The 25,279-nt window shown below is 32.8% G+C and carries 30 protein-coding genes and 1 pseudogene; 11 read left to right on the top strand and 20 right to left on the bottom strand.

The annotated features are described in order from the left end of the window. Nucleotides 1–14 precede the first annotated feature (14 nt). Complete coding sequence (locus R0K30_RS02285) at nt 15–1,178, bottom strand: AimR family lysis-lysogeny pheromone receptor (RefSeq protein ID WP_410608886.1); 1,164 nt, start codon at nt 1,176–1,178, stop codon at nt 15–17. Between the two features lie 162 nt (nt 1,179–1,340). On the opposite strand from R0K30_RS02285, the gene R0K30_RS02280 reads away from it, so the two are divergent. Continuing rightward, complete coding sequence (locus tag R0K30_RS02280) at nt 1,341–1,505, top strand: DUF8096 family protein (RefSeq protein ID WP_268467204.1); 165 nt, start codon at nt 1,341–1,343, stop codon at nt 1,503–1,505. Nucleotides 1,506–1,687: 182 nt separating this feature from the next. On the opposite strand, the gene R0K30_RS02275 is transcribed toward R0K30_RS02280, so the two are convergent. Further along, entirely contained in the window at nt 1,688–2,296 is a 609-nt protein-coding gene (locus tag R0K30_RS02275; protein ID WP_342487314.1) for a hypothetical protein, read from the bottom strand. Between the two features lie 461 nt (nt 2,297–2,757). Here R0K30_RS02275 and R0K30_RS02270 point away from each other — a divergent pair, with 461 nt between their 5' ends. Beyond that, nucleotides 2,758–3,303, top strand: coding sequence for a hypothetical protein (locus tag R0K30_RS02270; RefSeq protein ID WP_410608883.1), 546 nt, complete (start codon nt 2,758–2,760; stop codon nt 3,301–3,303). 21 nt (nt 3,304–3,324) lie between these two features. Continuing rightward, entirely contained in the window at nt 3,325–3,648 is a 324-nt protein-coding gene (locus R0K30_RS02265) for a hypothetical protein (RefSeq protein ID WP_340911491.1), read from the top strand. 464 nt (nt 3,649–4,112) lie between these two features. On the opposite strand, the pseudogene R0K30_RS02260 reads toward R0K30_RS02265, so the two are convergent. The 18 genes and pseudogenes from R0K30_RS02260 to R0K30_RS02175 form a co-directional block, all read right to left on the bottom strand. After that, nucleotides 4,113–4,427 (bottom strand): annotated as a pseudogene (locus tag R0K30_RS02260) (Rha family transcriptional regulator); the annotation flags it as partial. A gap of 43 nt (nt 4,428–4,470) precedes the next feature. Continuing rightward, entirely contained in the window at nt 4,471–5,361 is an 891-nt protein-coding gene (locus tag R0K30_RS02255) for a DUF3102 domain-containing protein (protein WP_410608881.1), read from the bottom strand. A gap of 12 nt (nt 5,362–5,373) precedes the next feature. Beyond that, nucleotides 5,374–6,930 (bottom strand): hypothetical protein, encoded by a 1,557-nt coding sequence (locus R0K30_RS02250; RefSeq protein WP_410608879.1) that lies wholly within the window; start codon nt 6,928–6,930, stop codon nt 5,374–5,376. Between the two features lie 33 nt (nt 6,931–6,963). After that, a complete protein-coding gene (locus R0K30_RS02245) occupies nt 6,964–7,122 on the bottom strand; it encodes a hypothetical protein (RefSeq protein WP_410608877.1) in 159 nt (52 codons plus the stop codon). A 218-nt stretch (nt 7,123–7,340) separates the two neighbouring features. After that, on the bottom strand, nt 7,341–8,000 hold the full coding sequence (locus R0K30_RS02240) for a hypothetical protein (protein ID WP_410608875.1): 660 nt from the start codon (nt 7,998–8,000) through the stop codon (nt 7,341–7,343). Between the two features lie 86 nt (nt 8,001–8,086). Beyond that, a complete protein-coding gene (locus R0K30_RS02235) occupies nt 8,087–8,266 on the bottom strand; it encodes a hypothetical protein (RefSeq protein WP_410608873.1) in 180 nt (59 codons plus the stop codon). Nucleotides 8,267–8,303: 37 nt separating this feature from the next. Then, nucleotides 8,304–8,432: a hypothetical protein gene (locus R0K30_RS02230; protein WP_410608871.1), complete on the bottom strand. Its 129-nt coding sequence runs from the start codon at nt 8,430–8,432 to the stop codon at nt 8,304–8,306. A gap of 36 nt (nt 8,433–8,468) precedes the next feature. Next, nucleotides 8,469–8,723, bottom strand: coding sequence for a hypothetical protein (locus R0K30_RS02225; RefSeq protein ID WP_410608869.1), 255 nt, complete (start codon nt 8,721–8,723; stop codon nt 8,469–8,471). 2 nt (nt 8,724–8,725) lie between these two features. Beyond that, nucleotides 8,726–9,007, bottom strand: coding sequence for a hypothetical protein (locus tag R0K30_RS02220; protein ID WP_410608867.1), 282 nt, complete (start codon nt 9,005–9,007; stop codon nt 8,726–8,728). Between the two features lie 23 nt (nt 9,008–9,030). Further along, entirely contained in the window at nt 9,031–9,243 is a 213-nt protein-coding gene (locus tag R0K30_RS02215) for a hypothetical protein (RefSeq protein ID WP_410608865.1), read from the bottom strand. 36 nt (nt 9,244–9,279) lie between these two features. Beyond that, nucleotides 9,280–9,438 carry a hypothetical protein gene (locus tag R0K30_RS02210; RefSeq protein WP_410608863.1) on the bottom strand — a complete coding sequence of 53 codons (159 nt, stop codon included), beginning with the start codon at nt 9,436–9,438 and terminating at the stop codon, nt 9,280–9,282. A 34-nt stretch (nt 9,439–9,472) separates the two neighbouring features. Continuing rightward, nucleotides 9,473–9,736, bottom strand: a complete 264-nt coding sequence (locus R0K30_RS02205) for a hypothetical protein (protein ID WP_410608860.1) — start codon at nt 9,734–9,736, stop codon at nt 9,473–9,475. Between the two features lie 110 nt (nt 9,737–9,846). Continuing rightward, nucleotides 9,847–11,451 carry a DUF4942 domain-containing protein gene (locus tag R0K30_RS02200; RefSeq protein WP_410608858.1) on the bottom strand — a complete coding sequence of 535 codons (1,605 nt, stop codon included), beginning with the start codon at nt 11,449–11,451 and terminating at the stop codon, nt 9,847–9,849. A gap of 50 nt (nt 11,452–11,501) precedes the next feature. Further along, nucleotides 11,502–13,364 carry an LPD29 domain-containing protein gene (locus R0K30_RS02195; RefSeq protein WP_410608856.1) on the bottom strand — a complete coding sequence of 621 codons (1,863 nt, stop codon included), beginning with the start codon at nt 13,362–13,364 and terminating at the stop codon, nt 11,502–11,504. A gap of 302 nt (nt 13,365–13,666) precedes the next feature. Beyond that, nucleotides 13,667–14,758: a hypothetical protein gene (locus R0K30_RS02190; protein ID WP_410608854.1), complete on the bottom strand. Its 1,092-nt coding sequence runs from the start codon at nt 14,756–14,758 to the stop codon at nt 13,667–13,669. Between the two features lie 313 nt (nt 14,759–15,071). Further along, on the bottom strand, nt 15,072–15,284 hold the full coding sequence (gene yonT / locus R0K30_RS02185) for a type I TA system toxin YonT (protein ID WP_410608852.1): 213 nt from the start codon (nt 15,282–15,284) through the stop codon (nt 15,072–15,074). A 912-nt stretch (nt 15,285–16,196) separates the two neighbouring features. Further along, nucleotides 16,197–17,309 (bottom strand): tubulin-like doman-containing protein, encoded by a 1,113-nt coding sequence (locus tag R0K30_RS02180; protein WP_410608850.1) that lies wholly within the window; start codon nt 17,307–17,309, stop codon nt 16,197–16,199. After that, the gene (locus R0K30_RS02175; RefSeq protein ID WP_410608848.1) at nt 17,309–17,605 is read right to left on the bottom strand and encodes a hypothetical protein; all 297 of its coding nucleotides are present in this window, start codon (nt 17,603–17,605) and stop codon (nt 17,309–17,311) included. Before R0K30_RS02175 ends, R0K30_RS02180 begins: the two co-directional genes overlap by 1 nt. A gap of 128 nt (nt 17,606–17,733) precedes the next feature. Here R0K30_RS02175 and R0K30_RS02170 point away from each other — a divergent pair, with 128 nt between their 5' ends. The 8 genes from R0K30_RS02170 (at nt 17,734) to R0K30_RS02135 (ending at nt 25,278) form a co-directional block, all read left to right on the top strand. Then, nucleotides 17,734–17,961, top strand: a complete 228-nt coding sequence (locus R0K30_RS02170; RefSeq protein ID WP_373466238.1) for a helix-turn-helix transcriptional regulator — start codon at nt 17,734–17,736, stop codon at nt 17,959–17,961. A 106-nt stretch (nt 17,962–18,067) separates the two neighbouring features. Further along, nucleotides 18,068–18,247, top strand: a complete 180-nt coding sequence (locus R0K30_RS02165; protein WP_217012369.1) for a hypothetical protein — start codon at nt 18,068–18,070, stop codon at nt 18,245–18,247. A 12-nt stretch (nt 18,248–18,259) separates the two neighbouring features. Then, complete coding sequence (locus R0K30_RS02160) at nt 18,260–20,791, top strand: RNA dependent RNA polymerase (protein WP_410608845.1); 2,532 nt, start codon at nt 18,260–18,262, stop codon at nt 20,789–20,791. A 222-nt stretch (nt 20,792–21,013) separates the two neighbouring features. Beyond that, nucleotides 21,014–21,289 carry an HU family DNA-binding protein gene (locus R0K30_RS02155; protein WP_217012367.1) on the top strand — a complete coding sequence of 92 codons (276 nt, stop codon included), beginning with the start codon at nt 21,014–21,016 and terminating at the stop codon, nt 21,287–21,289. A 1,105-nt stretch (nt 21,290–22,394) separates the two neighbouring features. Next, entirely contained in the window at nt 22,395–22,586 is a 192-nt protein-coding gene (locus R0K30_RS02150; protein ID WP_410608842.1) for a YonK family protein, read from the top strand. Nucleotides 22,587–22,600: 14 nt separating this feature from the next. Continuing rightward, on the top strand, nt 22,601–23,821 hold the full coding sequence (locus R0K30_RS02145; protein WP_410608840.1) for a hypothetical protein: 1,221 nt from the start codon (nt 22,601–22,603) through the stop codon (nt 23,819–23,821). A gap of 44 nt (nt 23,822–23,865) precedes the next feature. Then, entirely contained in the window at nt 23,866–24,255 is a 390-nt protein-coding gene (locus tag R0K30_RS02140) for a hypothetical protein (RefSeq protein ID WP_410608838.1), read from the top strand. A 105-nt stretch (nt 24,256–24,360) separates the two neighbouring features. After that, complete coding sequence (locus R0K30_RS02135) at nt 24,361–25,278, top strand: hypothetical protein (protein WP_340973101.1); 918 nt, start codon at nt 24,361–24,363, stop codon at nt 25,276–25,278. Nucleotide 25,279: the final 1 nt, after the last annotated feature.

Raw genomic sequence — 25,279 nt, 5'->3', positions numbered from 1 at the left:
TCAAGTTGTAAAGACTACATTGCGAAAATTTCCAAAATTTCATTTTCAACATTCATTTTTTTGAGTTCAATTAATGGTAGTTGCATAAAAAATTTGTCTCCAGACTCCTTAAAAAACTTTACAGATTTAAAGAAGTCTCTTTTATCTTTGCTGATCAATCCTTGATAAAAATAATTAAAAGCTTTTTGTCCAGGCTTCAGTTTTTTCAAATCAATTGAGTTTAATATCTCAATAGCTTTCTTGTTTTGATTGTTCTTTATATGGTAAAAAGCATGTTCATGTTTATCTGAATAGTGTTCTTTTTCTAAAGGAAGGTACTTATTTTCTTTGCCCCAGTAATTTTCTAAAAAGCTTAATGAACGATAAACTTGTTTTGTATATATTTCATTATCATTACTGGCTTCAAGTGCTTTAAGAAAATATTTTTTTGCAGTATCATAATCACTAAAAATATATGAATTTCCGCTGTGTAAGTTGCCAAAGACTACAAACCTATTTGAAATATTTAATTCTGTAGCTAGATTTGCTAATCTTCTGGCCTCATCAATCCTTAATTGCGCTAAAAACGCATCAGAATTAATTGCGTAAACCCTACTTTTGTACGAACCAGCAATATATTCATTGCATAAGTCACTAAAGTCAAATTTGTTTATTTGCTCATTAAGTTCTTCCATTCGGTTGAATTCAGTGTTTAAATTTCTGTTATGTAGTAGCACAATTCTGCTGAAAAGTTTCATTTCCTTTGTTTTAAGCTTTAGAGAGTGTAGCTTTTCTGTTGTTTCAAACTCATCAATTTTATTGCCCAGTAACTCTTTTTGTAATTTGTAGACATTTGCCCATTCTTTGCTTTCTGCATTTGTAGAACTTTGCAATTTTTCAATTAATTCTTCGGTGAATTCATTAAGATTATTAGATGAAGCGTACTCCAACCCATCTCTAGCTAATTGCTTACGTGGATCTGTATTTAAAACAAACCTTTGTATTAATTCACTTTCATTTTGTGGAAAAACAAAACGAACAATTTTTAATAAGGAGTTAAAGCTCTTAAGGGGTCTGTCTTGTTCATTTAAAAATTTATAAAAACCTGATGTTTGTGAATATCCTGCCAAACTAGCTAATTTTGCTGCTAACGAAGGATATTCTTCACATTTTGTCTTTAATACTTTCTTTATATCCACTAAATGACCTCCTTATCTTCTTATTATAAATATAACTTGTTTACTCTGTATAGTCAACCATAAATTATATGTTATTTGCATTTTATTAATTGAGTTTTGACTTCCTTTTCATAAATCATTAGTATAGTGATGAATAATAAACTAAAGGAGTTCATCATTTTAATGTTAGAAGAAATTGATTTAGAAAAGATCTACGACATTCGAGAATACCCTGATAAGAATAGTGGCCGTTGCGACAATTGTGATACAGCTCAATTTAAGTCCACTATATCTAAAGGCGAATTCATACGTAAGTGTGCTAAATGTGGAATGAAAAAGAGGGTTTAATCCCTCCTCCACTCTTATCCTCCTGGACGAATATCAGCCATAATCTCACCTCCTATAATCCTTAGCCTCCAACTTTAATTGCTTCAATAATCATGTTTAATCACCTTCTAAATGAAATACTTCTTTTATTGCAAATCCAACTTATCAAATTAAATTAACAATTACTTTAATACATTATCCCCTTACCGCTCATCAAGACTATCGTAATATGCATCATCAACCATTGCTTCAACATCTGGCTCATCAAATAAGTCATCATTATGCAACTCAAACCTTGCGTCACCGACCATATCCTCCAAGTTAGGAATATGTTTTGAAAAATATTCAATTGATAGCTCATAACAATCTGTTAATTGTTTGTATACTTTTTCTGCTTCTTCCACACTCAAATTAATTTCATAATGCATAATTTCATTTCTCTTTTTGTTTAAATATGTCATTGCCTTTTTAAATTTTTGAGGCACTTCTATATCACAAAGAAGTTCAAGCCTTCTAATCGCTTCAGAAAAACCAACAGTTTGTATGTTTGGGGAAACTTCAAAAATACTATTTTTCTTTTGTTTAATCATTTCTTCTTTTGCCTTCATATATGAAGTAAGGTCTTTGAAAACCAAATATTCGTTTTTACTTTTTAATAAATATTTAAAAAGCAATTCAGCAGCATGATTTATGGATAGTATTGCATCTTTGATTCTATGATCGTGCCCCTCAGTCAATTCCAGCATTACCTGAATTGAACTATGCGTTGCGTTAAGGGAATCTACAGCATTGTCTAATAATGTGAATTTCATTTGATCCCGCCTTTCATTAAAAGAATGATTTTATTTTAATAACTTTTGTCTCTCTTTTAATCTTCTATAAATACTCAACCCAAAATAATTGTATTTAAACGCATTGCTACACCTCTCTATATAAGTGTTATTTTAGCATATAGCTGGTCGATACTCACCAATATTTTCCTCTTCAGAGTCCTAAAATTCAATTTCGCACCTCATAAAACAGCCTAAGTTTCTAAGCTTCATTTTAAGGAAATACTTGCAAAAAATTAGAAGGAGCAACTCCTAGGGTTAGGTTTAAAGTTGTTTTTGTGTGTAAATATCCCCCTTTTTAGGTGCGGGAAATTAGTAATACATTGAATGAAACAATGACAAAAAGCGTGTGAATTAAATACTGTTTATTCTAATTTATGTAAAATTTATTTCATTTTGTGATATCCTCACTATTGAAAAATGATTAGAAAGGAAGTATTCCAATGAAAAAGTTTTTTGTTAAGATGTTGCTAGTTCTCATATCAGCAGCAGTATTTATTCCAACTACAGCTACACATGCAGCAGAAAAGATCGAACAGACAGAAGATTTGGTAGTAACTATCAATCCTACTGAGCTTCAGAAACAACTTGCTCTAAGAGATGTACCTTTAGAAAAACAAGAAGCCTTGCTTCAAGCATTTAAAGCTATTGAGAATGCTAACAATGATCCACTTGCTACTACAAATGGCCCTAAGGGTGCAGCTATTAAGGCAGCAATCAAAGTAATTAAAGGCTTAGTAAATAACGACTGGGCAAAATGGGTTTTACAGCAACGTTTTGGAAAGGAAGCTGTAAATGGTACTGTCAAAAATGCAAACAAGATCATTAAAGAATTAGAAAAAATTATTGATACTCCAAAAAATGCAGCTGGTAGGGCTCGAAAAGTTGTTTCTGCAGAACTTAAAAAACATATAGATTCGGGTGTAGCTGATACAATCGGACTTGTTGTTGAATACATTGTTCTCACTGCTGATTTACTCATACTTTAGATAAAAGGATGGTAACTATATATGTCACAAAATCAATTTATTCAGTTCCAAAAAGCCAATGGTTTAGACGATGAAGACGTTCAATTCCTTATCACTCTCTCGGGAGCATTTTGCACCTGTGAAGAAGAAAACAAAAAGGCATATGATATAACAAGGACAGCGTTTATTAGACACTTTGGTGAAGAATTAAACCTTTCAGATATTGAAGGAAATACTAGAGATGAATATGAAAAGATCATCAATCAATTTCTAAGCAAGAAGGATAAAAAAATCAATGTAGATGAACTCTTACAATCTTTTTATGCTGCAGATATGATGGATGGATTAAAAAAGAAATTCAATTAATGGCCTTCGTAAGTAAATTGTGTGAAAAGGGGAGCTGTTTATATGCTCCTCTTTCTTATTAAAAACATCATTTTATTCAGAAGCCGGTGTCATTTCAAATGAGACCGGCTCAAAATTGAGCTCATTTCATATTTTCACTCGGAAAGATTACTGAGTGAAAAATCTTCTTCTACATACTCTGTTTACTACACCCTATTCCATAAATTTTTTACTGACCACAATTTTGTGGTGAGTGAGTATTTGTTTATTGATGACGTAACGATTCGTGACGCCATCTCCCGTCATTTCAAATGACATCAGCTTATTACTACTTCATAATTTGACGGCTCAAAATTGAGCTGTGAGGGTGTCGGTTGAAACTACGCCCTATGTTTAACATAGCTCGTCATCTGCGATGAATGAATACCCTTATTTGAAATGATGGTAATACGAGTACCATTTTGGTACTTGAGCATGATTCAAATTTGAGCTGTGAACAATAAACCTTTTGTTCCAGTCATTTTGTTAGCAACCATATCGCAGCCTTTACGAGTAAGGAAGAAACATTTATAAGGTTTTCCTGTTCCTGATTCATAAGAACTTTCAATGAAGAATTGGTCAGCCCCCAAATTTGGGTTTTGACTTAAAACGTTGATATACCCATTAATATCCCTCACTAGATGATTATGTCTCTTTCCAGTCATCTCAGCCACTTCTCTGCTATCTACCAAAAGCTGTCCATTCTGTTCAATTACCTTTAAGGGAAATGCAAAAAAACAAACAAAAAAGTGGAGATACACTCCCCACTTTCCACATTATGCTCCCCGTCCAAATCCATATAATTTAATTGGCATATTCATTCACCTCCTCTAAAACATCAATTGCATCATTTTTGTCTATAGTCGCTCTCACTTCACGACACCACGCTTCGACTCTATTAACTGTACTTAGTAAATTCTCTCTCGCTGTTTTACTTTCAGAAACACTCATAATTGCATTTGAATACTTTATGGGCGCTACAGTTTGAAGCATATCCTCAACAAGAAACATGAAATTTGATACTTCAGTTGTAGCAGCAACTAGCTTACCCATACTGTCTTCAGATTCAGTAACTGTTTTAATTTTTTTCTTGAATTCTTCGTGCTTCTTTAATTGTAATTCAGTATCCTGAAGTCTCTCTTTTAATAACGCTGTCTTCTCTTTCTCATTATCGACTAACTCTTCTTTATACTCAATATCTCTTTTTAAATCCTCAATTAATTCATCTTGATCCATATTCTTAGCTTCATCTAACTCACGTTCTAATCGCTTCTTATCTTGTTCAGCTGCCTTCAACGCTTTCTTAACTTCACGCAACTCACGTACAGTCATTTCATCTACAGTTTTTGTCTCACCTGTGGATGGTATTTGGTGAGATGAGTCGATGAATTCTCGTGGGGATAGCTCTCCACTAATCTGAATTATTTCAAACAGTTTGGAGCTTCCAAAACGGACGACGTCGTCCGTTTTAAACTCCTCAGCTATCTGAATAAACCTTCTTGCTTGTCTATCCGTGAAATGGATATACTTGCTTAACCATTTCTCCCATTCACCATGAACTAAATCATTCTCTTTTACATGTTTCAACCGTCTACCAATCTCAAATATGGCCTGCCCAGCTACTTGCTTATATGAGTTTATTTCTGCTGTAATGATGTTTAAGTCATTTGAAAGTAATTGGATTTCATTTGACATATTAATCAATCCCTAATTGTATTTTTCTAAATTTCCATTCCGATTCATTTTTAGAACAGTCGCCTTAAATTCTTCTTTAGAATTTTCTTGAACATCAATTTCATTAATTAGTTTGTCGGCAATCACTTTTTCTAATTTCCGAATCTTTCTTTTTTGCAATTTGTTCTCCTTTTCAAGCGTGGCAGTCTCTCTATCTTTGATTAATGAAATGTTAGAAATTGAATGCTTAATTTTAATTATTTCTTCTCTTAAAATTTTGTTTTCTTCAAGCATTCTACGTGAATAGTTATTTGATGTAGCGATTTCATCCATAAGAGGTGCTAAAAAACTTTTGATAGTGTCAATCGCATACTGGGATTGGTTAGCGAATCGTTCTTCTTTGATATGTATGTTATTTTCAACTTGTTTTGCAATTACAGATGTTTCTTCGTTTGAGCGAACTTGCAATTCTCTTAATTCATTTCTAATCATACTAGCATTGGCAGACTTCTTGAAAATCATGCATAATCTGATAACAGCTTTTTTTGTGACAATATAACAACTCTTCACTCCATTTAAGTCATGTTCTTTTTTGAAGTTAATTAAATCCCATCCTGTCAGTTTTCTAACCCCGTCTTTTTTCAATTCTTTGAAGTTGTTTCTAATAATTGAAGTTAAGTATGGATAACTGACATTCAAGAAGTCTGCAACTGATTTAACAGATGTGTATTTACCCCACTCCATTCTAAAATACTTGTCAATAACATCTGTTTTGTTTAAGTAACTTTCATAATCGATTCTAGTATCGTCAGTTTTCATGTTATTCTCCTTTTTCTGCTTTTCAAACACTCTTTTACGATTGTTATAGTTTTCAATATTGTAGATAGGTTTAATTTTAGAGGAAGCCTCCTCACCAGCTTCTACTCTAACATCATAGTTCCAATGCCTGTCTTCTTCGATTAACGGAACCTCTTTACCGTCTAATGTAAAGTTTTTAAACTTATTCATATGCTTACTAACTGTTAAACCGCTAACCCTTCTTAATTTTTTAGCAATTGTACTCTTTTTAAAATATAATTGACTGCTTAATGGTTTATCATATTTATGTCCTTTTAATAAAATTAAGTATGTAATGAATTCTGATCTAGTTAGATGATTGTTTTTCAGTAGATTGAAATCTTCTTCAGTTACAACAAAATAAGATGTAGAGACAGGCTCCATAACTTCCGAATGAACTTTGAACGGTGGAAGGAAATTAGGAACCCAATAAGTTTCATTTTTACTGGTTTTCTTCTTTTCAATAATCCATTTAACTTTACTTTTGCCGTCTGGGTATAGATTAACTGTATTGCCATCATAATAAGCATTTGACACGCATTTAAACTTTTCTAGTTTTTTTAACGATTGAGAAATTTGAGCTTCTCCGTATCCTGTATACTCACTAATATGTTTTACTGTATTTAAGGAGCTATTCTCCATTCCCATCTGTAAAGCAATGTAAGTAATTAAATCTGCTTCCGTCATACCACTTTCTTCTTGTTCATAATAATGGTCAAACAAACTGTTTCTAATATAAGCGTAGCCCTTCATATCTCCCTCTCCTTTTTGTATGTAATTTTACTTTTAAATACTCAACTTAAAATCGATGTATTCATTTATGGTTCCGTCAAAATTGTTATATCCATCAACTAATTCATCTAAAACTTGCTCCTGAATCGCAAGGTCTTTATAAAATTTAGGTTGTGAGTTCGCAAGTAGTACCATCTTTATTGCCTCTCTCATGCTCACACACCTCTTATGTATTTATTATATATGTTATTTGTATCTTTATCAATGTTTTTTAGGAATTCATTAATGCAGTTAGTAGCATTAGTACTACCCCACTCAATACCCCTATTACAATTAACTCGTCCCTGTACTTATTAAACCTATCTTGAATCGATTTCATAAGTTTCATCCCCTTTTAATTATATGTTATTTATTTGTTTAAAACTCATGTTTTATCTACTTTTAGAAATTACTTTTTCAATGTAATACAATTCTAGTCCTACTCTTACAAAACCATAATTATGATATTTTCCATTTTCTAAAATTTTTCCAACAAACCATAAAAACATTGTTTCTATTTTATTAGGTGAAAATTTCATCAATTTTTGAATAATATCTTTTAATTTAAAAGATGTCCTATTTTCATTACGAAATGATTCATATGCTACATAATCCTTATGTGCAACTGTAACCTCTGCCAAGATTGATGAAGCCCCAGTTATCTTAGCCCATAATGTACGATGCGTTCCATCTCCGTTAACTGCATAGAAATCATCATCTTCAAAGTAAATTAACCTTACTGGATATTCCTTATAAAAAGCTTGGAATTCTTCAAGTGACTGTTCTAATAAATGCTTGTAAGCTATCTGAGAACGCCGTGGGTCTATGTTTGATCCTTTTCCATTTGCATGGTCGTACCATGATAAACAAGCAGAGCCTCTATACCCTAAACTTTTTATTTTTGAAAGAGGTACATCGCTTAAAATTTCTTCACTTTCTTTGTAATATAGTGAAAACAACCGCTCTCTAAAGTTTTGTGTTTGTTTCATTTCTTTAATATGAGTATATGAAACACCTTTTTGAATTAATAGTTCATCTAAATTACCCTTCAAGTCAATCCCTCCTCTTCCTATTATAGGATATTTTTATGTTTTTGGGGTTGATTTTGGGTTTTTCAGATCGCCTTAAAAGAAACATTTTATTTAATTATTTTAAGATCACGCTTATAGATTTTTTCCCAACCCTTATCTTTGGTGAATAATCTATAATAGCCAATTTCTTCAAAGCATTCTTGTATTTCAGATATGTTATTTAGATTCCAACCTAATGTTGGATCGTTGCTACGTTCTGAACCATCAGTAAAAAGGATTCTTATCAAAACTACTCACTCCTTTCTGTAGAAAATCAATATTTTATCACTTTTTTCTATCCTCAAACATTTTTTGGTTTTCTAGTAACTTAATAGCGTAAACAAAATCGAGCGCATATTCACTATCTTTGTTCTTCTTTAGTTCTTCCCTTAAAAACTCAATTACTTTATCCAATGCAAATCATCCTTTCTGTAGAAAATTATCAATCCCTCACTTTTCAATTCTCCAACTCACCAATTCCCTTGGCGACTCTCCAACTCTTAACGTGCTATTGAAGTACACCATAAGATTTTTAGCGTAATGCTCAACCTGTTCTTCCGTTAAGTTGTTAGGTATCTCCTGATGTATACCCTCTTCATGCGTGTCAAAATGCGGACTTTCCTTTGTTACATACATAGAGTCTAAAGGTTCTTCCCACTCGTTCCCAGTTTTTACTTGTCTTACTTTGATAAAATATTTAGTCATTTCTACCTCTCCTCTTCTAAATACTTGTTGGCAAAGTGCAAGAATACTTTTTCTAGTTCAGCTATATTATCCTCAATGTCGCCTTCATTGTAAGATATAAGTGTCAAAGACTCATTCCAAGGCTCTTCTTCTGTATCACCTATAACGTGATCAATAGGCACATTGTATCTCTCTAGTTCCTCGGTAATTTTATAATGCAGTGTATTCATTCTCGCTACTGCTTTACCATATTGTCTTAAAGTCTGTTTTAATTCATACGGAATCGTCTTATATCGTTTTGTCACTTCGCTCTCCTATCTGTAGGAAATTAGCTGTTGTATATAGTATCTTCTTTATCATCATTCTTTAAAATATTCCTCAACACACTAAATTCATAATCAAGCAAGGGTTTCAATTTCGGATCAGCATTCAAAAGGTTAAACTCAATAAGGTTTATAGCTTCTCTAGCTCTCTGAATGCGTTTTGCTTTCCTTCTGGCGATCTTTTCATTTTCTTTTGCTTCCTTTTCGAAGGATTCCATTAAACTTTCACCACGTTTCTGTAGAAAATCAACATTTTATCTAACTTCCCATTTTTCATAGAACAAGTCATACTGAGGATATTCTTTAACTAAGCTAATTGCTTTATCTTTGCTATCCACAATTTGAAACAAGGTTTTATCGTTGTCATCGTAGTAACATTTTAGTTGATTAAAAACACAGTATACAATATTCATTTAACCTTCCTCTTTTCTATATAAAATTAGAATTTTATTTTAATCTCGATACCAAGGCTGCATAAACCTTCTCATGAAGATGTATGGCGGTTCCTATCGCTTCTTCTTCACTTTTGAATCCAAACTCTTTACCTAGATTCCGTACGTCAATATTGAATCTCCCTTGTTCTTTTCCAGGATAAATGACGGCGATTGGCTCAGGTGCTGCTGAGTGGACTCTATAAATCACTTTATAACCTGTTTCTTCTTGAATGCTGTATTCTTCATTTTGACTTTTCTTTTGATTATATTTCTTCATCTTAGTCACTCTCAGCACCCGATGACTTACTTCATCTGCTGTTTTTCTATATCTTTATTATATATGTAATTTGTAACATTGTAAAGGGTTTATATATGTTATTTGTACTTTTATGTTAACATTAAAACCTTTGATGTATCTAACATATAATAGGACTTGTTTTTCATTGTTTTGTTATATTCTCTCTCACCTTCAAATTCATTGATAACCGCTCTTTCCTCTTCGTTCATTTCAGTATACTCTGTATTACCGAATGATGGTGGCAGCCACCCTTTTTTCTGACTTCCGAAAATATTAAATTTCTTTAAAATCTCATCATTTTTAAATTCAATATGACATGTCCCTTTTTTGTAAAACGTTAAATAAAAATACTTCAAATCAATTTTTTTCGTTTCTCCATAGTGTTTAGACAGTTTTAGAACTTCATCAATGTTAATGTCTTCAGTTAGGCCATTGTCTAGATAGTTGAATACTTTTTCAATGTCTTTGAGTTTATCCTTAACTGTATAGTAAGTTGGATCATATTTACCGTCCCACGTACCATAGCCATTGAGTGGGATTACAACTTTTTTATTTATTTTATATGACTTGTTTGTTTTCCATCCGTTATATAAGTGAACATTTTTTGATGATTTATCATAATAGTGTTTATGGCTGAACTCTTCAAACAAATTTAAAATGGTTTCTTCGACTCCCTGAATCATTTCTTTACTCATTTGTATTCTTAATGTGTATATGTTGAATAATGAGAAATCATAATCCTTTAACTCTTCGACATGCTGCAAATATTTTTGCTTTAGATTGCTTGTAAAAAGACTCATGAATTCAGCATTATTAAACAGTGTATTCCAATACTTTTGCCTTACACTTTTAATAAATTCGTTTTCCATATCTTCTGTATAGTTATTTGCAGAAGAATCCACTTCTAATTTTAGTATCGGTTTAGAAGTTTCTTTAAAGCTATTTAAGATTAACGGTTTCATGCTATTGTATTCATTTATAAGTTTCAAGCCTGCTTTAAGCTCATAGTTAAATTGCTCAACAATTCCCCTTATGTAATCAGAATCAATTAATTGAGTTGATTTATAATCATTTGAAAGTATGTGGCTTTCATCTTTTTGCAATTCATCTATAAGAACACTATTATATTCACCTTTATCAATTTTTATATAGACTAAAGCTGTTTCTACGCTTGTCTTTCTTTCGGAACTAGCAAAGGCATCTTTTATGAATTCAACATCTGAATCAAGGTCAGTCAACTTTCTCACCAGGTGTTTTCTGTCATTAGAATAGGGATTTTTTAAAGTTTCAGCGTTTAACAAACAAACAATCTGACCCGCTCTGTTCTGTGATTCAATTAAATCGATAGCCTTTAACAAATGTTTATCTCCATTACTGAAAGGAGGATTCATAAATATAAGATCATATTTCTTGTATGTATTAAAAGTTATAAAGTCATCAGATATAACCCTGAAATCTTTACCTTTTAAGACGTGGCGCAAATTCTCATCATGTTCAATTACATCGATATCATATTTTGAATCACGTCTGTAAGCCTTTGTGTAATCAAATTGTTTATGAATTGCTTCCACCAAATTACCCGAACCCGCTGAAGGCTCTAATACTGATTTAATACTCTTCCAATCTATTTTTTTATTCATTTTGTTTATTAAACTTGCTGGAGTGGGATAAAAATCTGGATTCTCTTTAAACATAAATGCTCCTTTTAGGGGAACATATTTGATTTGTTCCCCATTTCTATTTTTCAATTTGTTCGATATGTGTTTATAACAGGTTCTATATCTTGTTTTTTGAAGTAATTCAATACCTCATCAAACTGTTGCTTATCACAAGAATGATACTTGCTTGAAATAGTCAAGAAACCTTTAGATTCTTTAACATTATTCAAAACATTTTCAGGAAGTTCATGCCACCCTTTAAAAATTAATAAATCGGAATAAAAATGGGTGTAGTAAAGTTTTCTTTTGTTTTGAGGCTTAAAGACAAGTTTCACAGCATTTTCATACTGAGCATATTTAGTTGACTCAAAAGAATCGAATGTGAGTTGTTGTGTAATAAATGCCCCTAAATCAGATATATAACAAAGCGTGTATTTTTCACCCTTTTTCAAAAAGGCTTGTTCAAATTGTTCTTGGATTCCTTCTACTTCCATCAACAACTTATAAAGATTTTGCTTAAGTTCTGGTATGTCAATTTGTTGAATAATATTCTTTGAAAGATTAATATTGGCCAACAACATTTCTTTTTTCAATGCGTTTTTGTAAGCTTTCCAGCCTTCGTTTTTCCATGTTTCCAACAAGTCTAATTCTGCAATAATCGATGTTGAAATATCTTCTATTTTATTGGCTTGAGTAATAAGGTCGTTTAGATCATCTTCTTTGATAGTTTGTTGATGTTCAACTGTCTGTTTAATTTCACTGCCCTCTACTAACCCCACATATCTTGCATAAGAATACCCTTGAGGATCTACAACAAACATCATTTTATCCCCAAAATAAACCGCAACACCTTTTCTAAACCATTTGACCGTTCTTTTTTCAAATTCGTCCATCATATCGTAATCTAAATATGAATTAATCCTATTATCTTCAGTAAAGCTGCCACCTGTTTCATTTAAGAAATCAAAGTTAGTCAATAACATATTTCCGAAATTTTTAAAAGCATCAGCATTATGAAAGTGAATTTCTTTAGTGATTTTTACATCTTCTTTAGAGTAATCACCTTTTTCAACTTCAGTTTTATATTCTGTTATTGAATTATTCTTGTTTAAGTTCGCAAATTTTGAATTAATCACGTAATATTGATTTTCTTCACTAAGCTCTTTAATTTCAACAGATGAATTTATTTCTTCTGTCTTTTCAGACTCTTCAAGCTGCATTTTTTGGTATTCTTTATTTCTTCTTTCTTCTTCTTCGAGATATTGTTTGAATTCTGCATCTTTCTTTATTTTCTCCTCATTTGCTTTTTCTCCAGATTTTAGGTTATACATATCACAGTCAGTTTTTGTGTCTTCGGTAAGCTCAGTTTGTTTGTATTCCCAATCAATTGACACGTTACCGTAAAAATTATAGCTGCCAGCATAATCTGTGTAAGGATCAGCAGCATCGTAACAATTGCGGTAGTGATTAAGTAAAGTTTCACAATAAACACGAATCGCAGAAAGATAAACGCTCTTTTTCTCATATGGTGTCTTCTTAATCTGAATGTTGATACTGCTTGTCATAGAAGTATAACTAGATGTAACAGAAAACTTACAGTGTGGAAAACGTTTGGTTAAATGCTTTTTAATCTCTTTAGCTATGCTTTTTTCATCTTGTTCTTTATCAACTTCAAATGGTGTCCACTGTGTAGCTTTCCAGAGATTAAAGTCATTCTTTTTTACTTTTTTGTTTTTATTTTCCGCATCAATATATGTAATTTTGTTTTTAGTGATATCGTTAGCAACTTCTAAAGATTCATTAGTACGTTTACTCCACCAACATTTTTTAAATCCAGAGTACCGAAAACCGTTAGATTTTAAATGAGTTAATGTTTCATTTCCTGGCTTATTATCAAAATACAATTCGATTCCATTCAATTCTTCATTAATTTTTAAAACTGCTGTCATTTTCAATCTCTCCCTTTAAAATATTCATTTTATTTCGTTCTTTTCTATATCTTTATTATATATGTTATTTGTATTTTAATCAATACCTTTTGTATGTTATTTTTAATTTATTTTAGTATTTTATTACGTCCTATGAGGGGTTTGGGGTGGTGTAGGACGAAAGGGCAATTCAACTTGTTGAAGTGACCAAAAGTCAGCACCCCAAGGTCTTATTTTCCTTACTCTCCTTAGGTAAAATCAAAATTTTGCCCATTTAAAGCCTATATAGTTATTTATATATAGGGTTTAATTGGACATTTTTTTCATTTTAAGCTGATATGACAGTCTTTTTCGATCAAAATTTTAGTTAGTTTTTTTGTTTGGGCAACATATTCTTTTTTACGTCTATAGCCCTTACTTTTTGTTAGAACAGATTTCTTATGTCTTACTTTAGCATTTGAAACAATCCTACCTTGTACATCATTGTTTAAGTTTTCTTTTGCCTCTCTTTTCTCTCCAGCAAGCATAAGACCAATACTTTTATTTTTCCATTCTTCGTTTATATGATCCTTATTAAACTTAATTTCAAATGAGTTGTAGTACAGATAAATGTTTGCTTTATCAAATAGAATTTCGTGTACTTCCTTATAAAACTTATCCTGCTGGCCTTTTTTATAAACTTCTGCAATTGATTCGCATTGGTAGTCACGTAAAAGATCCCTTTCAGTGGACAGAATAAGTTTTATTTCTTCATCTGTAGCTTTACGGTGAATTGTCTTCTCGTGAACATCTGACATGTAGTGGTATAGTTCATCACCGTATTTATCAAAGTCTTTATATTCTCTTGCTTTGATATGTCCATAATCATTTAAAGCTGCTTCTGTCTTAATGAAACCAACTGTAAGACTATTGCTCCACATGATCAAAGCTTTACTTCTCAAACGTTTTAAAGCTGCTTCAACGTTTCGTTGCAACATCCCATCTGTAAGAGTATAGAATTCATTTATCTCTTCTTTAGACACATTAGTAATCTTAGAAAGCTTCAACGGCTTTCTTTTGCCAATCATATAGTTAGCATTCGTCATCTGTAATTCTCTATATAGAATATTCTTTGGAATGAACAACTCACCATCATTCTTATCTTGGTGAAGCAAATCAATTATTAGCTTTTCAATATGTTTAATGTGTTCGCTGCTGTTGTTTCCATTTGTTCGTCTATCTGTTTTTGGCCTTGGTTGTGAATAAACTTCTTTAATCTTAATCCTATGTCCTATTTTTACAAAGCTGAAATGTCTCTCCCATTCATTTAACTGAGCTTTCTTCTGATTGCCTGATTTACATTCAACGGACAAAGCATCGCAAAGATATTTGTAATTTTTATATTCATCTCCTGGCTTAATATTATTTAGATTCAATTATTCATTCTCCCCTATTCAAATTATATGTATGGCGAGCTGAGCTAACGCTCACCGTTTAAAACCTTTAAATAAAAAGTAAGACAACCAAGTGATTATAAGGATCAATGTAGTAATAGCATATGTCCAGATAATAAATGATTGTGCGTTGCTGCTGAATAAACCTTTTATAAGCCAGAATACAATGAATGTAATACTAAACGTTAAAAGTGAATAGTACAATGGATTATGTTTCATATATGTTTACAAAGTGCTGCAAGGTGCTATAATATAGGTGACAAAGGGAGAAGCATCTCCCAATGTCTAATGGTGTTTAATGGCGTATTCGTTTGCGTGTCCTTGACCTAGGTCGCTTACGTATACGCTTTTTCTTTTGGCTTATACTTTTAGTGATACTGACAACCTTCTCAATAATCACAAGCATATTGATTAAGACTGTAGTAAGACTGATTAGTAAAGCCATAATTATAGTCACCTTTTCAAGCACTTTTGCACCTCCTTTCCATACTTCTATTATAACATACATTCGTTAGTATGTATGTAATTTGTGCTTTAATAACTGAATTTATTTATATTTATTTTTGTTCTTATATTCGTCTGTATGATGTGTTGAGTAGGATTAGATAGATTGGTTGTGTGATTAAATTAAACCTTTGTATGAGTGTGTGAGTGTGCTTAGGATGGATTTGGTGATGTGTAAGTGATGTAGGAATAGAATAGATTTTGGTGAATGTGTGTAGACATAAGGTGATGCTGACTTGTTAGGCTAGATAATGTTAGAGTGATAAAGTGTACAGTGTGAGATTAGATAGTATTAAATATAAAAATAGTAGAATAAATAACACTTCGATTTCCTGCCCCGTGTTATTCATACGAAGAGTTCCGTATAATGGAACAAACTTTCAAAATTACAACATTTTTTAAAAATTTTAAAATTTAATTCAATAAAGTATTGATTTTTCTATTTAATTGTGCATCAAATTGGTCGCAAATAAAAAAGCAGACTCATCAAGTAATCTGCATTATAACTATAATTATAAGACGTATTCATAACCATCTATTACCATATGGAGGGGGTATATTAACATCCAAAACGCTAAAACAAAGAACAAATGTGCCCATAGCACTTCCATTTCCACACCCTTTAAATTTTATCGATTTTAGCCTATTTTCTATCGTACATGCTATCGTAAACGCCTTATATATCAACGTTTCTCCCTTCCTCTACTCACCCATTTTTCACGATTCCCATCAAATTTGACCACTTTTCCCTACTCCCACAACGACTTTACGATCACTCACCATTCGCAATCATCAAATTATCGTCAAACCTATTGATATTACTGTGTATTTTCTCTTTTTGAGCAATTTTACGATATCGTCCTCAAAAATTTACGATAACAAAAAATGAGACAGTCATTTGACCATCTCATCCTATTTATTTCTTTAATGATTTAAGTCTATCTAAGTAACTCCCCTTGCTTACTTGTTTCTCACCCTTTTTAGTGTTAGTCTGCTGCTTTAAAAATGCTGACTTTGAATTAAATTTTGGAACATATACCTCTTCTTTCACTGGTTCAACTTTTCTTGATTCAATCAGGTCATCTAATTGCTTCATTCTGTCGTTAATCCATCTTAGACCACTTAAAATAGAAATCACTTGATTCTTACCAGTATCATAATACCCTCTAAATAAATCTAATGGTTCTCCCTCACTGAAAAGTCTCTTAAAACTAATTTGACCAGTTAAATTTGCATTACCGTCTATAATAAGACCAGCTTTAACTAATGAATCAAAAGTGTCTGCGCTATAAATGGATTGCTGCCATGACTGTTTAATATCATCATGAAGAGTGTTTGCGAATTTCCCTTTATTATAATCAGATAAATCCATTTTTGATATCACAGTCACACCTGGTGTATTGAAAATTTGATTCAAGTCCTTTTTGTCTAGTGTACTGTAGCTAGATGAAAGGTTTGTATACCCTTCAACCTCTTCAATCATATCAATAAATTGTTTGTTTACCTTTTGATATAGGACTGGCTCTGAGAATGATTTAATGCCTTTTTGAGACACTTTAAGATTGTCTAATGGGATTATATTCAATTGCTTTTCTGAAAGTTCCTGAAGGCATTCAATAGTGTTTAATTGATTCAATATAACTTCACTTTGATCAGGCAGTACAGGTACAGCAACTACGGTTTTGTTATCCAAATATTCATCTAATAATTCTATTAATGTTGGTGCAATTCCTGATCCTGTACCTCCTGCTGTTGAAAAGACTACGAACACTACTTGAATCGATGGCTTTTCCATTGCTTCTTTAATAAATTCAACAGATGATTCCCAGTTATTTTTAAAGTAATTGATAGCTGCTTCCCTATCCTTGCCTACTCCTTCGGATCCAACTAGCTTTAGTTTGTCTTCAACAACTTCCAAACTATTTAAATCTGAGCTAGAGTAATTGACAGCAATACTGAAATATCCTCTTTTCATTGCTTCATCTGCAATGCTCCCGCCACATTGACCAATTCCAACAAATCCGTACATTAAATCATTTCCCCTTCCAATTGATATTCTAAAGCCATAACTCCATATGATGTAATAATGAATCTGTGGTGTTTACTCGTTGAATCTCTTTCAATTAGTAGCAACGCCTCTAATTTACTTAAAGACGATCTTATAGTCGCTTCTGAGAATTGTGTCTCTACTTTAACTGATTCGCTCTTTAAGTCTTCTTTCGTCATTCCTTTTATTAGCCTAATTGCACCGCATTCTTGCAGCAAAGTTAACAGTGATACATCGTCAATATTCAATCTAGCCACGACTTCATCAAAATATGTCATACTGCACCTCCATTGATAGAGTAACAAAAGTTATCCATATAGACAACTTATTTTGTCTATTTAAGTGAGTTTAATCGAACATTTGAATAAAATCAACACATAATATAAAATTCTCATTGGGTGATATTATGAAATATAAGGTTAGAAGCAATCTAAAGAATTACTTAAACTCCAAAGGTATTAAACAAAAGTGGCTTGCTGACCAAATAGGCACTAATTCCAGCAGGATTTCTATTTGGTGTACAAATAATGATGAAGGGTTTTGCTCAAATCCCCCTTCCCTTCCTTATGCTATGGCCTTGTGCAAACAATTGAAATGTAAAATCGATGATCTATTCTCAATTGTTGAAGACTGAGTAATCAGTCTCACTTATTAAAATACAAATAACATATATTTATTATTGACTAAAATGCAAATTACAAATATAATCACCTTATAACGTACTGAAATGAGGTGATTTATTGGGATCATGTAACAAGCAGGACATCATTGAACTTCTTGAATATCGGATTGTTAATGGTATTGCTTCTCAAGAAGAGAACATTTTTTATGAAGACTTAAAATGGTTTGGCAAAATGGATGAGTCTTCTACGATCTTTAAAAGATTGGCATTACATATTGAAAGACAAAATAACAAATAAAGGAGAGCGCTTTTGGGGAGAAAAACAAATGATTTAAGTAAGCAAGTATTTATCTATAGCCTCGATACTTCGAGTTTTTATAATGACCGAGAGAATTTATTACATAGAAAGATTTTAAAGTCTTATAGATATAGAGATTTGCTTAAAACACATAATGGGGATACCAAAAAAAATAAGAAATACATAAAAAACAGAATCGCTAAATTAAAACAGGAGTTAAATCAAGCCTTCAGTGAACATGAAAGTGTACGAATGCTTAGAGCTGACACGTTAACTGACAATAAAAAGATCGCTATGTTTGATTCAGTTATGACTCGCACCCTAGGTATAAAAGAAAACAATTTTTCTGATGATGTAATTGTGGTTCAGGTTTACCACTTTCAGGTGTTCAAGAGCATTCTTGATAAAGGTTTTGTACATAACAATGAACTTTATGTTTACTTTACAAGTTCAGCAGGTCAAATCAGAACTAAAAAAGCTTGTTTTATTAAGAAGTCTACATATGATAAATATCAAAACTCATTAACTTGTGGACTTAGTCTAGATCACATCAATTCTAAAGGCGGTATGAACATTAATAAGTGGAATGCATATCTCGCATTATCCAATAGTGCAAGCAGCCACTGGGATATTGATATAAGTAAAACAGTTGTAGTTGATGATTTAGAGACTGAAGTAATGAGTGAAGTGGATTATATAAATCGAGACACATACGAGATTACTAGAAAGAAAATGAATATCCCTATCGAACACACAGACGGCTGTGGTATTATATCTCCTCAGCTCAGCAAAAAAAGTTTTATGGTTAGGCTTCCTTGGGTTAAGGGCTTGTTAGTTCCTTTTGATTTTCACAAATTTGCTGACAAACACAATAAATCCAAAATAACAGATATATACGGAAAAGTGTGGGATATTAAAAATGATGATATTCAAATCATATTTACTAAATCACAGTTTAAAATGTGGAAGTATTACTCCTCTTGGGATGAATATCAGAATAAATTTATCCAGTTTGCATGCCTTGGGGCAAGATTAAACGAAGAAGACACTACTGTAGAAGGAAAACTTACATATCAAATGCTTCAGACGCTTACGGATATTACATATGATGAACTCAAGTCGATCAGTGAAAAGACAATCAAGGAAATAAAAGCAATTGGAAATGACAAAGATGTGATGATGAAGGTTATGGGAGCTACTGAAAATCGAAAATTTAGACCACCATTGCAAGATGCCCTTCTCCTCTACCCACAGCTTTTAAATGATGACTATGTAAAAGAAACAATCAAAAATAAAAAGAAGAGCCTTGTTAAAGATGCGAAATCAGGAAAATTACAAGTTGAGAACTCCAGGTATACATATCTTTGTCCTGATTTATACGCTTTCTGCGAAAAACTGTTTCTAGGAATTAGTAATCCTAACGGGCTTTTAAATGGTAGTGATGTTTACTGTTCCTTGTATGATAGTGGAGATATTGATGTTCTACGTTCCCCTCACCTATATCGTGAGCATGGTATTAGAAATAATACTCGTAATAAATTATTGGATGAATGGTTTATTACAAAGGGTGTATACACAAGCATCCATGATCCAATTTCTAAGTTGCTGCAGTTCGATAATGACGGAGATAAAGCTCTTATTATATCGGATCCTTACTTTGTAGATATTGCTAAGAGACATGTAGTGGACATCGTTCCACTTTACTATGAGATGGGAGTAGCCAATAAACAGGTAATTAACAGCAAAAACTTGTATGAATCACTGACCAATGCTTATGCGGTGAACATTGGTGAGTATAGTAACAACATTACAAAGATTTGGAACAGTAACTCTGTAAATATTGATGTCATCAAATGGCTATGCGCTGAAAACAACTTTGCTATCGACTATGCCAAAACACTTTTTATGCCGACTAGACCAGAAAATGTAGATGAGCAAATCAAAAATTACATAAAAGACAAAGTACCTTTCTTCTTTGTTCATGCCAAGGACAAAGAGCACACCTCTGTGCAACCGATTAATGAAAGCACTGTTAATAAATTGGACAGTATCATCCCAACTGAAAGAATCAATTTCAAAGCTGTGGCTGGTATTTTCGATTACAACTTTCTATTAAAGAATAAACGCATCAAAGAAGATGAGCAGTTAATTAAGGAATACATAAGGCTTGATCGCAATAAAAAATGGCTCATTAACAATGAAGAAACTAAGCCGAATCAAAAGCTATATGTTTATAAATTAATTAGAGATAGGTTGTTAGAGATTAATAGTGATGAGCACTATGTTGTGGATGTGTTGGTTAAACATCTATATAAAAAGAAAAGCAGATATAAAGCTACACTCTGGGAATGTTTTGGTGATGTTATTTTAAAAAGTTTAACAGAGAACTTGAAACATCATAAATCATGTGGTCAATGTGGCAGCATGTTTAAACCTAATTCCAATAAAGTGATTCATTGTACTGCTTGCAGTAAACAAATAAAAACAGCTAATAATAGAAAAAGGCAAATTAAACATAGAAATAAACAACATGTAACGCTATAGAAAGTGCCCTCAGCCTTAGAGCCACAAGGGTTACAGCGTTTTTATGCAAAAACAATACATATAAAAAGTGGCTTCTCACTTAGAGCCGCAAGGGTTACAGCGTTTTTTGAGATAATCGTCATAAGGGAGGTAAAAAGCAAATATCCAAATTAAAAAGGTTAGTATATCTCCCCTCCCTGATTTTTAAAATACAAATTACACATATAACCAGGAGGTTTTAAAATGAATAAAACAGAATTAGTCTCAGCAGTGGTTGAAAAAACAGGATTTTCTAAGAAAGAAGTTGCTTCGGTAATTGATACGACATTAGATGAAATTACATCTGTATTAAAAGAAGGCGGACAAGTTAAGATTGCAGGTTTTGGTGGATTTGAATCAGCAACACGTGCAGCTCGCAAGGGAAGAAACCCTTCAACTGGTGAAGAAATCGACATCCCCGAAACAAAAGCACCAAAATTTAAAGCTGCTAAAGCACTCAAAGACGCTGTAAAAGGTTAATTTTATTTAAATAAATTACATACTTCTTCAAGGTTAGAGGTCAATCACGAATATGGGGGTATTCGTGGCTGACTAATGATTATTAATAGAATAATAGTCATTAGTGGGTTGACTACCCTGTACAATTTTGTTCTCCGAACTGTCTCACTCCCTTTCATAAGATAAGTCTGACTCTGTTTATAGGAGATGGCTACTCCTGAGTCGGATAATATTCATTTATATAGGTTTGGACTCCCCCTCCTCAACTTATACCAAATGAATATTATCGGGCTACTAATGCCAATAAGTCTTCACGCTCAAATGCGACTGTATCCTAGCAGGGGCTTATTATAGGAGGCATTTTGCTCGACAATTAAAACTAATTGCGGTGTTGAGCTTCGGCCTTCACTTAAGGTGATTGGATGCGTCCGATCTTCTTTTAAACTATATTCTCCCAAGCATGTACCTTCTCACACAAGGTAAAGAAAAACCATGCAGAATAAGAGACTGGCGATCTACACGCTATGTATGTAGATAAGGTGTGTGACCTGACAAGTAAGACAGGGTTTGTCTCAAGAAAGGAATTATTATGGGTCTTGCCTTTCTACTTACTGTTCACTAATCAAAACTTTCACTCGAAGCAACAATTACACTAATGTCTACACTTGGTATTTCTACAGCACAAGATATTGTGACTGTCTGACTTGTGGATTAGCTAAATTTTAGTAAGAGTACTGTGTGTGCTCCTGTCCATGAGGTTTTTCAAATTGGCGATGTGGTGGCGGAATAGGTAAACGCACAATCTAGGTGGAATTTAAATGATTCCAAGTCAATACTGAGCCGTTAAATAGAGCAGACGTTCCTAGTCTATACGGTTATACGAGGTGCAAATCCTCGTACGCATCCCCTTTTTGTTAATTTAATAAGTTTAAACCTGCCTCTTTCCTATGTAAAGAGGTTGTTTTAATTAGTAAATTCCTTCGGGTGTTTCCCCAACACCCTTCCGACTTTTCTTTTTTATCCCCTTCTTCTCTCCTTTTTCGGGTGTTCCAATGTGTCGGCATTGGGCATCCGAAGGAATTTATTCGGTTTAAATAAAAATTACATATATTATGGAGGTTTTATAATGGCAAGTAAACAAACTATCACAGTTGATTTGAAAGGTACTTTTGATATGGACGTTATGGAAGTTGTTGAGCGAACTAGAGAATCTGAAAAAAATCCGTATGACCTAAAAGAAATTTTATCTAAATTTAACGGAAAACAGGTAAGTATCTCCATCAAAGAAGTTAATGAGCTTCCTGTTAAGTATGAGTAAAGGTTGGTGAATTAATGATTGATCCAATTAAATTGAAACGTCACTCTGATGAAAATTTGAAGCAGTGGAAACTTCGGATTTGCGAAAACTATAAGGAATATGGTCTTAGTAACTGGAATGAAGTCGCTGATGTGATTAACAAGGAAACTGGTGACAAAAAAGGTGAATCGGCTTATCGTAAATGGTTTACTAACTTCAATGAAGGTCGTGACTATCAAAAAGAAGTTGTCGCTGAAGAAAACGGAGCAATTGTTGAACTTGAACTGAAGAAAATTGAAGTGATGGAAGAACGGAAAAAGCTTCAAGCTATGAAGAATGAAATCCACAAAAAAACGAGGATCAAAGGCAGAAATGAATTAATGTACGAACATGTTACTGCTGCTATTGAGAATCAACCTTCTCTCCCTCTCCCCTCTTTCAAAGTATTACAACCCAATCACAAACAAAGAGCTGCGATCTTAGGTTTTGGAGACGAGCACTTTGGTAAAGAATTCAAAAGTTTAAATAATGAATACAACGAACAAATCTACCTTGAAAGAATGGCCCAACTTTTAAGTGATACGGTTGAATGTATTCAAAAAGAGTCCTTGAATGAACTCGTAGTATTAAATGGTGCTGATAGTGTTGAAGGAATGGCTTTGCGTGTTTCACAGTTAACTCCTTTACAATATGGCTTCATGGATCAAGTAATTAAATATTCACGTTACAAAGTTGAATGGCTCAAAGAGCTGTCTAAATATGTGAAGATTAAATACATACATATCCCCTCTGCTAATCACACAGAGCTGAGACTGCATGGGACAAGTCGTGGTGAAATGCCTAAAGAAGATGTTGAGCGTATTATTGCAACATACATTCACGACATGCTACAAGAAAACGAGAGAATTGAAGTACCGCTTTATGATGATGGTATTGTCGATTTTAATTTATTAGAGTTTGAGTTCGTTGCATGTCATGGACATCAGATTAAGAATAAGAAGAATGCTATACGTGATCTTTCACAGCTGAAAAGAAAATTCTATGACTATATGTATATTTCACATTTCCATCATGGGAATATGCTGACTGTTGGTGAAGCAGCTGGTCATAATGTGCAAGTGATCCAACTCCCTTCTGTGATGGGATCAGATGAGTACAGTGACAGTTTAATGACTGGTGCAAAAGCTGGCGCTAACCTATCGATCTTCGAATCTGGAAAAGGAAGAACAATTCAGTACGATTACATACTTAATTAATCATTACTTATAGGGTTGCGACCAATCGCTACAAAGGAGAAAAAATGAAAACTATTGAATTTGTCAAAAAAAGTATCGCTGATACAATTCTTGAAATCGAGCATAAGTTCAATGAAAAGAAACTTCCGTATGCAGAGGTTAAAACATTAGTTAAATCTGCAAAGGAATTTGCTTCTGTACTAAATCCCTCTTTAAATGTTGAACAAAGAATGAAGCATTCTGATTTTCTCAATGCAACTTCAGAAAAGCTATGTAAAATTGAAATTGATCTACAAATCTCTATAGCGAATTCCCTATCAAAAAAAGATTATAAGGCTCACTTTGCCCTCTCTAATACTTATAAAGATGTAGTTGAACTTAAAAAACAACTTTATGTACCTATTGTTTTTGAAACAGGTGGATGGAGTAAGTGTAATTTAGTTAGTTTGCTATAAAACTTTAATTTTATTTCAAAAATATTTCAAACACATTTTTAGAGCGTCTAGTATACCTGGGCGTTTCGTAAAATGTGTTTTTATTTTTAATTGGAGGTGCTGCATTTGGTAGTCAAAAACGGAAAAGAGTATTTGAAGTGTATGGATTGCTTAAAAGAAAAAGATAAAGTCAATGGATTTTATAATACTAAGAACAAGCTATATGAAAAGGTTGGCAAGTTCCCTATTTGTAAAATTTGCTTGAAAAAGTCTATAGATTACTCCAATGTAGACACTATTTTTAACATACTGCAACAAATGGATGTGAAATATGATCCAATGTATTGGGAACAGGCAATCCAAAGAAAATCCGACACATTCAGTGCTTATATCACAATGGCCAACTCATTGAAACAGTTCAACGGGACAGGATGGAAAGATTCTATTTTTAATGATACTCCTGATGGAAGTTCAGAAAAGGATACTATAGATAGGAAGAGCAGCTCTGAAGATTTGGATAAGTTAAAAGAAACATATGGGTATGGGTATCCCGATGATGATTATTTTCTATTTGAAAAGAAATTCCTTCAATTGAAACCATCTTTCCAATTAATCACAACAATGCATGAAGAGTGTTTACGAGAATATTGTGTCAACAAAGTCTATGAGACATTAGCAAAAGCTAAAGGTGATTTCAAACAAGCTAAAGATTGGGCTGCGATGGCCAAAGACACTGCAGAGGCTGGGAAATTAAAACCTTCTCAGATGAGCAAAGCCGACTTATCACAAGGGTTAGATGGTTTTGGACAGTTAGCTAGAATGGTAGAGGAAAAAGTTGACATTGTCCCTGTTCTCCCTAAGTTTATTTCTCAGCCTAAAGATAAGCCTGATGTAGTGCTGTGGTGCTATCTAAATTACGTTCGTGATTTAAAAGGATTGCCCGAAGCTGATTACAAAGATATTTACCAGTTTTATGAAGACAGAAAAAATGATTATGAGAAACAAGAGTTGGATAACGATCCCTCTATGACAGAGGTTGAATAAT

It is taken from the genome of Bacillus sp. SIMBA_154, from assembly GCF_046536015.1.
GTDB classification, from domain to species: Bacteria; Bacillota; Bacilli; order Bacillales; family Bacillaceae; genus Bacillus; species Bacillus pumilus_P.
Note: the sequence above shows the minus strand (reverse complement) of the source record. Positions and strands in the feature narration are given on the sequence as shown.

Bases quoted from the DNA above. Each gene is read 5' to 3' on its own strand.
- R0K30_RS02140 (WP_410608838.1), top strand. From the start codon at position 23,866: ATGAAAACTATTGAATTTGTCAAAAAAAGTATCGCTGATACAATTCTT.
- R0K30_RS02210 (WP_410608863.1), bottom strand. From the start codon at position 9,438: ATGAATATTGTATACTGTGTTTTTAATCAACTAAAATGTTACTACGAT.
- R0K30_RS02270 (WP_410608883.1), top strand. From the start codon at position 2,758: ATGAAAAAGTTTTTTGTTAAGATGTTGCTAGTTCTCATATCAGCAGCA.
- R0K30_RS02245 (WP_410608877.1), bottom strand. From the start codon at position 7,122: ATGAGAGAGGCAATAAAGATGGTACTACTTGCGAACTCACAACCTAAA.
- R0K30_RS02265 (WP_340911491.1), top strand. From the start codon at position 3,325: ATGTCACAAAATCAATTTATTCAGTTCCAAAAAGCCAATGGTTTAGAC.
- yonT (WP_410608852.1), bottom strand. From the start codon at position 15,284: ATGTATGTTATAATAGAAGTATGGAAAGGAGGTGCAAAAGTGCTTGAA.
- R0K30_RS02195 (WP_410608856.1), bottom strand. From the start codon at position 13,364: ATGACAGCAGTTTTAAAAATTAATGAAGAATTGAATGGAATCGAATTG.
- R0K30_RS02155 (WP_217012367.1), top strand. From the start codon at position 21,014: ATGAATAAAACAGAATTAGTCTCAGCAGTGGTTGAAAAAACAGGATTT.
- R0K30_RS02255 (WP_410608881.1), bottom strand. From the start codon at position 5,361: ATGTCAAATGAAATCCAATTACTTTCAAATGACTTAAACATCATTACA.
- R0K30_RS02275 (WP_342487314.1), bottom strand. From the start codon at position 2,296: ATGAAATTCACATTATTAGACAATGCTGTAGATTCCCTTAACGCAACG.
- R0K30_RS02205 (WP_410608860.1), bottom strand. From the start codon at position 9,736: ATGAAGAAATATAATCAAAAGAAAAGTCAAAATGAAGAATACAGCATT.
- R0K30_RS02180 (WP_410608850.1), bottom strand. From the start codon at position 17,309: ATGTACGGATTTGTTGGAATTGGTCAATGTGGCGGGAGCATTGCAGAT.
- R0K30_RS02150 (WP_410608842.1), top strand. From the start codon at position 22,395: ATGGCAAGTAAACAAACTATCACAGTTGATTTGAAAGGTACTTTTGAT.
- R0K30_RS02200 (WP_410608858.1), bottom strand. From the start codon at position 11,451: ATGTTTAAAGAGAATCCAGATTTTTATCCCACTCCAGCAAGTTTAATA.
- R0K30_RS02280 (WP_268467204.1), top strand. From the start codon at position 1,341: ATGTTAGAAGAAATTGATTTAGAAAAGATCTACGACATTCGAGAATAC.
- R0K30_RS02215 (WP_410608865.1), bottom strand. From the start codon at position 9,243: ATGGAATCCTTCGAAAAGGAAGCAAAAGAAAATGAAAAGATCGCCAGA.
- R0K30_RS02225 (WP_410608869.1), bottom strand. From the start codon at position 8,723: ATGACTAAATATTTTATCAAAGTAAGACAAGTAAAAACTGGGAACGAG.
- R0K30_RS02175 (WP_410608848.1), bottom strand. From the start codon at position 17,605: ATGACATATTTTGATGAAGTCGTGGCTAGATTGAATATTGACGATGTA.
- R0K30_RS02170 (WP_373466238.1), top strand. From the start codon at position 17,734: ATGAAATATAAGGTTAGAAGCAATCTAAAGAATTACTTAAACTCCAAA.
- R0K30_RS02145 (WP_410608840.1), top strand. From the start codon at position 22,601: ATGATTGATCCAATTAAATTGAAACGTCACTCTGATGAAAATTTGAAG.
- R0K30_RS02250 (WP_410608879.1), bottom strand. From the start codon at position 6,930: ATGAAGGGCTACGCTTATATTAGAAACAGTTTGTTTGACCATTATTAT.